Here is a 9,528-nt window from a genome sequence, read left to right as displayed (position 1 = left end):
GAAAAGGCTAATGACTAAAAAGGGATCATTAGACTTTTTACTTTTAATATACTATATAGAATCGCGGAGACGCTTACCAACAGAAAGCACAACATTACAACCGTTATAAATGGCGCAAACAAAATGAATTCCACTCCTGTAACTTGAGTGATTCCACCGGTATTTTCTCCCAATCTCTGCCTTTTCATTTAATCGTTTCACTGTAAGCATTCGGCCTCGTGCGTGTTTCTCTCCAAGTTATAATAAAGTCAAAAGCCAGACGAAGCATGTCTGGCTTTTGACTTTATTATAGCTTTCCTGTTTATCCTTTCCAATTAAATGGCAGTAAATCGGTGTAATCGTTTTTCTCTTCTCTTTCTTTCTCCTGTACCCTAATCAGCACGTCCTGCATCCATAGTTTTGGGTTCACCTTATTTTCCCTACAGCATCCCATCAGTGAAAAGAAAATTGCCGCTGCATGTGCTGCCTCATGTGATCCGGAGAAGAGCGTATTTTTTCTGTTTAAAGTCAACGGCCTTATAGAACGCTCCACCGGATTATTGTCAATGCAGAACTGTGCGTCATTGACATATCCGGACAGTTGTTCAAAGCGTGTGTACATATAGAACATGGCCTTGGCAATAGGCGATTTATCGACCGTATGTCCATATTCCTCCTTGCACCATTTTTCCAGTTCTTTGATAATAGGGTACGATTTTTCCCGGCGAAGCTTTACCACCGCCTCCCCTTCCAGATGTTCCATTCTGATTTTCTCCTCCACGGCATACAGTCCGCCTATTTGTCCAAGTGCATGCCTTGCTCTGGGAGGGTCATTTCCTTCCGCTTCCACAAAGTTGCGCCTGACGTGTGCCCAGCAGCACAGATGCAACTTTCCGGGTAGCGTGTCGAACTTGTCATATACAGCAAAGCCGTCACTCTGTACCACCCGGACCTGTCCTGCCAGCAGTGTGTCTGTTCCGCTGCTGCCACGGCCCTTGTGATATTCAAAGAAGGGGGTATGGAACCGGGGCAGATAGAAGTTCCACATATACCCGCGGTGAAGAGCACCGGGCCGGTCGCTTTCAAGTACGGGATGGGGTGTCTCATCGGCCATGACGTAATAGCTGTCCTTGACCAGTTCACGAAGTTCATTATAGATTGGTTCCAGACGCTGTGCGGCAGCCATCATCCAGTTACTTACGGTGAAAGGACTCAGATGGATTCCTTCACGCTCAAAGATATCCAGCTGTCTGTGCAGAGGCAGGTGGTCGTAATATTTGGCGGTAGCAATGTGGGCCAGTACACTTTCCGAGGCATTGCTGTGGGGATGTGCCATTACGGGCATGGGAGCGGTTATGATACGACCGTCGGCGAGCCGGTATTTAGGACGGATGATGCGTTTCACATAGAATCGGGCGGGGCTGACAGCATACTGTTCGCTCACTTCCTCTCCCAGCTTCGTCGCTCCCTCCAACGAAAGGCCTTCCGGCATGGGAATGATAATCTCCTCACGGGGAAGGGACGGGTCGATGGGCTTACGGGCGTGGGGAGTGATCTTTTTCGTGAAGCTTTTACGGAAACGATTGTAGCCATTCTCCGATGTGACGGATTTCCCAGCGGTTTTCTGTTCTTCCGCTACCGGGTCATTGACATCGGACGGAGACTCGAAACAGATGCTCAGCTGGCCGGCATCTTCGGGAAGATGACGTTTTTCACTGGATTTACCCCATAAACGGCGTGTCAAGTCAGCCAATTTCCATCTCAGGTCGGCAATGACGGCTGTACAGGCCGAGATTTCTTCGACCTGGCGGGAATACTCCTGCAAAGAGGCTTCGTATTTTCTCTGAAGTTCCGCATGCTCCTTTTCAAGGCATTCATGTTCCTTGCGCAACTCTTCGTACTCTTCCAAAGTAAGGGTAATAACCGGTTCTTTCACTGTACATCCACTTTTTATTATGTGGCAAAGTTATCAAAATAAAACTGCACGGCTTATAGAATGGGGAATTACTTTTCAACTGTTTTCCGATACTTTTTAACAGTAAGCAGCTCATTCAGGCGATTCCAGGAAATTTGAAGAAAATCCTTCTTCCGTTCCTCCTTTTTCAAGAGGAAAGAACCGCGATTCAGACGACGGCATTCCAGACGGTATTCGTCGTCGCACCGATAAAGGATATGCAACCTGCTACGGGAGCGGTCGGGAAAAATATGACAGCTCTGCTCTGACACGCAGGAACCCGTGTGTCGGATGACCTCGCCACAAAGACCGTCAATACCTTTATGGAAATTACAACCTTGGGGATAAAGGTAATAAGACCAAAAAGGACTGCTGCGGAAAAGGCCAAGACCTAAAGGGAGAAGTAGGTCCTGAGGGGAATGGATACCAAGGCTGGAAGACGAAACTTTATAACGACGGCCGCCATCAAATATGAAAAGAACAGAATCAAAATGGTTAGACTCGGAAAAGAGAGTACGTAGTTTATCACTTTCACTAGAAAATTCTAATACTGAACACATAATGGATTAAGATTATAATGAAGCCACAAAGGTAGGAAGGAAAAGAGGGGAAAAAAACACGCACGAGGCCGAATGATTACGTTTCACTTTAGTGATGAACTTTCATCACTAAGTTAATCAAACTTCATCACTAAAGTGATACAGCTTCTTCACTTTAGTGATAAAACTTGATGAAAAGGCAGAAGAACAAAATACAACAGATAGATTTCACTGACAAGACAAAGAGCTTTCATGCTTTCCCACCTCACTTTCAAAGGAGAAGCCACGGAAAGCATAAAAAACTGACTTTTCCCTCTATCAGATACGAGTTACCCGGATTTATCACTATATTAGCAAAATCTAAACACATTCTTATGAAAGCTTTACTTTTGACAGGACTACTATTCATTCTCATCCTCCCCGGATGCAGAAAAGAGACAAGCATACTTCCGCTATTACAATCTGTAGAGGAACTGATTCCCATGTATGCCGATAGTGCTTCCGTGCTACTGGACAGCATACAAGCCCCCGATGAACTGACTGATAAGGACTTTGCCCACTGGTGTATGCTATGCGGTAAAGTAACGGACGAAGCAGCCACCGGATTACTCCCTATCTACCAATGGCAACGGGCACAACAATGGTTCACCGAACACGGCACGGCAGAAGAACAGGCGCAAATAGACTTGTATCTGGGCCGTGCTTATGTAGAAGATGGGGAGTATGATAAAGCAATGCAAATATATGCCGATGCGCTGCAACTGGCCAAAGAACATCAGGCCTATAATGTGGCAGGGTATATTTGTGCCTATATGGCAGATTTGTATGGTTTTAGAGATATAACCAGTGAATGCTTAAAGAAAAGGGAAGAAGCTTGTGAGTTCTTCAAAAAAGCAGAGAACTACAAAAGCTATGCATACTCTTTAAAAGATTTAGCAGGTGAGTGGGCAATACTTGACTCTTTTGCTTGCACTATACCTTTGCTGCAAAAAGCCGACTCCATTTCTCAACTATTACATAATAAAAATCTGACCGCTGCTATTGCCAATGCTTTTGCTCTTATCTATGAAATGCAAGGGAAATATAATGAAGCGGAAACGGCTTATCTAAAAGCCATTTCCACAAGAAGTGAAGAGAGCTATAAAGATTCCATCGGCCTATTAAAAGTATATATAAAGAATAACAAATTGGGAAAAGCATACGAATTGATTAAAGCTATAACAGTACACAATGACATCGCTTATAGTTTCAACCAAGCCTACTACCTGCTTTATAAGGCAGAAGGAAAATACAAGGAAGCACTCCATTACAAAGAAATCTGTTCCGACATGCTCGATTCACTGACATTAGTTCAAAATGAGACAAAAGTATTGGAAATAGAAAAAAAGTATAACAACGCCAAGATACGGGAAGAGAACGAACTATTAAAGATTACACAGCAAAGGAATACAATCATCATCATTATTGCCATCTCCTTATTCTTACTATCAGTTGCAGGATATATCATTTACCAGCAGAGAAGCAAAGCCAAAATCTATTACCAGCAAACAATTCTAGATAAGATGAAAATAGAGCTCCTTCACTTATCTGCAGAACTAGAAGAAAAAAAGCAGGTTTTGCAAAAAGCATTGGCAGACAAAGAGAATAATGCCCACAAACTACAACAGGAAATAGAAGTAATATCCTATAAATACGACCGGCTGCAAAAGCAAAGTATGGAAACATCCACAGTTGGCAAGAAGCTTATTTCTTTGACTAAAAAAAATAGGCTTGAGGACTCCCAACTCCCTACTGACAAAACATGGCATTCCATAATGACGGAAGTAGACAAGATATATCCCCAATTCTACTCCCTACTAAAAGAGGCATTTCCCAACCTGACAGAATCAGAATATCAATATTGCTATCTCCATATCTTTGGATTTGACGCAAATGATGAAGCCAAATTGCTCGGCATCAATCCAGATTCCATCCGAATGAAGCGTACCAGAATCAAACAGAAACTAGAAAAACAAGTTGATGAAGGGATTTCTTTACGAGATTATCTCATTAAATACCTTGTAAAATAGAAACAGCTCATATTGTATTAACTTTCAGCTGGTTACATTCCTCGCAGTATATTCCACTGTATATAAATATTTTTATAACAAGTTGATAATCAGCAAAATTTGTATATACTATAATTCTCTCTTTTCGCCGTTCATAATCCGATAATATCTAAGTTTGCACAAAAACAAAACGTAATATGATTATGAACAAATTAAAAATGAATTTGGCTTTGATAGCCTTAGCTTTTCCTTTACTATTATGCGCCAAAACGCAACGAATAGAGATGGACATATGGCATCGTAAGCATAGAACCCCAACAGAATTATTTGTCCAGATAGAAGCCTTCTTTGACGACTGCAATAAAGAATTAACCATCGAATTCGCACAGGACTGGGAAGCGGTAACCATCGAGATTAAATCAAAAGAAGGATATGTAGTATATAGAAACCTCTATATACCCCACTCCAATTCTTCTTTATCAACTTCTTTAGAGAATATTCCGGCAGGAATATATGAACTGACAATCACCGATGAAAAGGGAATATTGGCAGGAGAATTTATATACGAAAACTAAAGTCCAATATTATGAAAAAGAAAAAAAGCACTCTACTTATTGTAAGCATGTCCTTTCTCCTTTCAATAGGAACACTTATGTTTAGTTCTTGCGCAGACAAGGACGATCCCTCTCCTATTCTTCCCACACCGGAAGACACTCCTTACATATTAAAACTAAAGTTTTCTGAAAAAGTAGAATTTAAAGAAATACTCAATAAAAACGATATTCAAGACCTAACAGAAACAGAAACTGCATATTTCGGAGAACGAATCCAATGGTCTTACCCCCATGAATTACAATTCGATAGGGACTCCCTTTCCATTGTAAAAACCAATAATATAGTAGAAAAGTATAAACTAAAATGGCAAGATAAAAAATTATTCATATACCAGAAGCCAATAGATAAATGGGAATACTGTGGAGAAAAAGACGAAAATGGAAGAGTAATACTCAATATAGGATTCTATATAATAAAAAACAATAATGACCAACGTACATTTATGGCAATAGGACAAGAGTATAATCTAATCTCTTATTCAGAACTAATGAATCAAGATTTCCTTTCCATTATATGGCTGAAAAGAAAATATACCTTTGAATAAATACGAGTATAAAACCTAAATACAAAGAAATGAAAACTAAAATAATATACACCATCGTATTTTTGATGATTGCTAAACTTGCTTATAGCCAAGAAGAGCAATATAGTGCAGATAAGTTTGTGGCAAAATGCCCCAATGAAATATTCATAGGAGCAATATTGGAAGCCAACAGCATCAATCAAGACACATATAAGTTCCTGAAAATATCAATGAATCCTATAAACATGGGGTACACCATTCCTATAAAGTCACAAACAATCACTCCTTCCTATAATAACATGATGAAAGCTATTCATGAAGCGTTAAAAACAAACGATGTCTTGAAAAGTAACTATTCTTTTTCATTCGTAATTAAAAAGATAAAATCATACCAAGAATTAGCTGTCAATTGGGGACAAAATATTAACCTTCAGCAACTATTAGGCATCACACCCGATTATAAGCCTCAAAAGAATATTATATTGATAGATATAAATCAAAGTTTTTTCAGCATTATAATGGATATGCCGGAATCACTAAGCACTGATCCACAAGTTTTGCAACAATTAGACAAGCTTGCATTTATAAACTCAATACAATTTGGCAGAAAAGTTATACTAGTTATTGAAAGTAATATTGATTATGACAAATTACAAGAAGCTATTGACAATTTACTGAAGTCTAAGGAAGTTAGTCAAAAAGAACTAGCAATATTAGCCAATTCTAATATCAGATTGATGACTATTGGAAACAAAGAAATAAAAGATATCAACCCAGACAATCCTTTTACAAGCATACTTACTTATTTATCTTCAACAGTTACACCCGATGATTTCGGAGGACCTATATCATTTTCCGCCTCTAACATAAAAGATAATTCTGTATTTGTTAACTATTTCAATGTACAATAAATAATCATCATTATGAAAAGCATCCGTTCTATTTTACACATACTTCTAGGCGTAACGCTAATCTGCTCATGCAATGAAGCAACAGAATTAGCCCATATTACCCCTAATGTCAGTCTTATAAAATATAAAGATATTGTTAAAATAGACTCTTTATATACATATCCAGGAGATTCTCTATATCAGAATTGGATAAATCAATATAATAAGAATCTGGAAGACAAAACATCAAGATCACTTTCACCGGAAGATGATGCATTTTTCAATAAACAATATATTGTGAAAAGTACAGAAGCAACCGTTTTATATGGAAGAAATTACATATTTCCAGGATCCATTTTAGAAGGAAACAGCATTTCAAACCAAAATTATATACCGGTATTTATCAGCAACAGAAAACCCATAACAGTATCAATGACATTGGCACACAATACACCCAAACCCACTAGCAGAACTATAGAAGCACCCACTTTCTCTAAATTAAGTGATTATGTGGTTGAGATGGTAACCGATGGAAATTTCGAACAGAATCAGAAATTCATGTTCAGTTACAAGAGATTTAGTTTTTACGATGAAATTAAAACCGCATTCGGAACAAATATTAATACAAGAAAACTATTTTCTTCAAAAAGTGAAAGTTCAACAGAATACCGGGATAAAATACAAAAGTCAACAGGAATGTATGTTAAATTCTTCCAATCAAGTTTCACCGTCAACATGGATATTGCTCCTTTAAGTGACCAACCTATTCAAGGAAAAAGTGAATATGAGCCTGTTTATGTGAATTCATTGACTTATGGAAGACTGGGAATCATTGCCTTTGAAACAGACGAATCATACGAATTCGCAGAAACGTGTATAAAAAAAGAATTTGATAGAATCTTCAGTAAGAAAACAACTACTCTGAATAAAGAAGAAGAAAAATTCTTTGAAAATACAGAATTCAAAGTGCTAATTATAGGGGGAGATAGCAATCTGGCCGTACAAACATTTAAAGGATATAGCCATTTCCTAAATTTAATATATAATTCAAAATTCACAGAAACAAGCTATGGTGTACCTATTACATGTTCTTTCTCCTATGCCAATTCACATGGATTGGTTGAAACTGAATTTATCAATACTATCCATATAGAACCTTTATATGTAAAGCCAAGTCGTGAAAATAATTCATACTTACCTGATTATTCCAACAAAAGCGATTATCATTCGTCAAGCCAACTTTATTTGTATTTTTATAAAGATAGAGAAAAGACAAAACCTTCCCAACCCTATATAGATATTATCTTCAATATAAGTATGTTTGAAAATAAATGCAACTATGAACCCAATTATAAAAACTGGCCTATGATAAATGCAAATTGTACAGATAAGACAGAGAGAATTATAATGAGAAACATTGATTTTAAATCAAAAATATATGTTGGCTATAATTCATCATATTACGAAAGTACAGGTTCCATGCCTATGGAACCTAACGAACCTATGCGAATGTGGAATGCAACTGAGTACACTCGTGAATATTCGCTGCTCAACAGCCCATTCTATCAAATAATCTATTAAAAATTTAATCCTATGAAAAAGTATTTTTATTTTGCAATTGTTTCCCTTGTAATGTTTTCTTGTGAAAACGAAGATTTAGATGAAATTTCTTCGAAAGCAAATAATACAGCAAACATTGCTCCACTAAGTTCTCTTTACTATGATGGAATATATGAAATTAGAGATGGTAAAGAGGTAGATTTAACATTACAACAGTATCTATCAAGATCCACCCAAGAGTTTTATGAAATAGCAAGCTTGAACCCTGCTTATACATATTTAGGTTCTGTTTTACAAGCTGAATCTATTAATACCGGAGAATACCGTTCTGTTGCATATCCAAATGCTTTAAAACCAGAAATCAGAATTGCATTCTCATTGCCTATCAAATCAAGAGTAATAAAACCTAAGTTTACCTCATTTAATGATGCAGTTATAGACGCTATCACAGATGCAGGTAAAGATTTTAGTGGAAAACAATCGCAAGTTTTCTCATATAAAATGAAAGAATTTAATTATTACAAAGAGGTAAATATGGCTTTTGGAGCTAATATAAAAATAGGACAGCTTTTTTCAATTACAACTTCTGTTGAGAGTGATAAAAAACAAAGTAATACCGCTTTATTTGTTGATTTCAGCCAAATCTATTTTAATGTAGCTATGGATATCCCAGATGATGGAAACATATTTCTCAATGAAACAGAACGCCAAAAATATCTAAATCAAAAACCTGTATATGTGAATTCTGTGAATATGGGACGAAAAGGAGTAATGATAGTAGAATCTGAAGAATCATATAGTGAAATTTCTGTATCAATTCGAGCAGCATTCAATGCAGGAATAGTAAACGGAGAACTATCACTAGACTCAAAGACAAAAGAAATGCTAAAACGTGCTCAGATCTATATTTATATTATAGGTGGTAACGGAGAGGACGCAGCTAAAGTTGTTACTGGATTTCCTGCATTTCAAGATTTTATAATAAAAGGAGGAGTATATAGTAAAGAAATATATGGAGTCCCTATTTCTTTCTCTGGTGCTAATGCAGCCGATAACTCCATGTTCATTTCCCAAATTAAGATCTAATATTCCATGTGCTGATTGTTATTTGATAAGTATTAACAATCAGCACTATTTTTTACTAATATATTTATATCTAATGACTATGAAAACCTCTTATAGAAAAATATACTTATTCCTATTATTACTAACATCTTATTCTTGTAATGATTTAACAGAAACAAATATGAGCATAGATATTATATCCATGACAAAATATAATAACATTATAAACATTGATTCATCTGTAAGCGTCTCCGCGATTCTATATAGTATATTAAAACAAAAAGTCTAATGATCCCTTTTTAGTCATTAGCCTTTTCCCATCTGTCAGGAAGCAGTAGCCTGTATTTTTCCAGTG

The 9,528-nt window shown here is 37.0% G+C and carries 8 protein-coding genes; 6 read left to right on the top strand and 2 right to left on the bottom strand.

Annotation, left to right across the window (positions count from 1 at the left end; all coding sequences use genetic code 11):
- Positions 1-301 precede the first annotated feature (301 nt).
- Together AB5062_RS22125 and tnpB are read right to left on the bottom strand one after the other, a co-directional pair.
- The gene (locus AB5062_RS22125) at positions 302-1,915 is read right to left on the bottom strand and encodes an IS66-like element ISBvu4 family transposase (protein WP_368326989.1); all 1,614 of its coding nucleotides are present in this window, start codon (positions 1,913-1,915) and stop codon (positions 302-304) included.
- Positions 1,916-1,983: 68 nt separating this feature from the next.
- On the bottom strand, positions 1,984-2,493 hold the full coding sequence (tnpB, locus tag AB5062_RS22120) for an IS66 family insertion sequence element accessory protein TnpB (protein ID WP_008671451.1): 510 nt from the start codon (positions 2,491-2,493) through the stop codon (positions 1,984-1,986).
- Positions 2,494-2,663: 170 nt separating this feature from the next.
- Here tnpB and AB5062_RS22115 point away from each other — a divergent pair, with 170 nt between their 5' ends.
- The 6 genes from AB5062_RS22115 to AB5062_RS22090 all read left to right on the top strand — a co-directional run bounded on the left by AB5062_RS22115 (position 2,664) and on the right by AB5062_RS22090 (position 9,194).
- Complete coding sequence (locus AB5062_RS22115) at positions 2,664-4,541, top strand: tetratricopeptide repeat protein (RefSeq protein WP_032935311.1); 1,878 nt, start codon at positions 2,664-2,666, stop codon at positions 4,539-4,541.
- Between the two features lie 182 nt (positions 4,542-4,723).
- Entirely contained in the window at positions 4,724-5,095 is a 372-nt protein-coding gene (locus AB5062_RS22110) for a DUF3244 domain-containing protein (RefSeq protein ID WP_032935317.1), read from the top strand.
- Between the two features lie 11 nt (positions 5,096-5,106).
- Positions 5,107-5,679 (top strand): hypothetical protein, encoded by a 573-nt coding sequence (locus AB5062_RS22105; protein WP_016271793.1) that lies wholly within the window; start codon positions 5,107-5,109, stop codon positions 5,677-5,679.
- Between the two features lie 29 nt (positions 5,680-5,708).
- A complete protein-coding gene (locus AB5062_RS22100; RefSeq protein WP_011965075.1) occupies positions 5,709-6,569 on the top strand; it encodes a thiol-activated cytolysin family protein in 861 nt (286 codons plus the stop codon).
- A gap of 12 nt (positions 6,570-6,581) precedes the next feature.
- Positions 6,582-8,129: a thiol-activated cytolysin family protein gene (locus AB5062_RS22095; RefSeq protein WP_007834258.1), complete on the top strand. Its 1,548-nt coding sequence runs from the start codon at positions 6,582-6,584 to the stop codon at positions 8,127-8,129.
- A 12-nt stretch (positions 8,130-8,141) separates the two neighbouring features.
- Positions 8,142-9,194, top strand: a complete 1,053-nt coding sequence (locus AB5062_RS22090; RefSeq protein WP_007834257.1) for a thiol-activated cytolysin family protein — start codon at positions 8,142-8,144, stop codon at positions 9,192-9,194.
- Positions 9,195-9,528 lie beyond the last annotated feature (334 nt).

It is taken from the genome of Phocaeicola sp. RTP21359st1_B8_RTP21360_211022 (genome assembly GCF_040911965.1).
GTDB lineage: Bacteria > Bacteroidota > Bacteroidia > Bacteroidales > Bacteroidaceae > Phocaeicola > Phocaeicola vulgatus.
The sequence above is the reverse complement of the archived record's forward strand: the minus strand, read 5'-3'. Positions and strand labels throughout refer to the sequence as shown.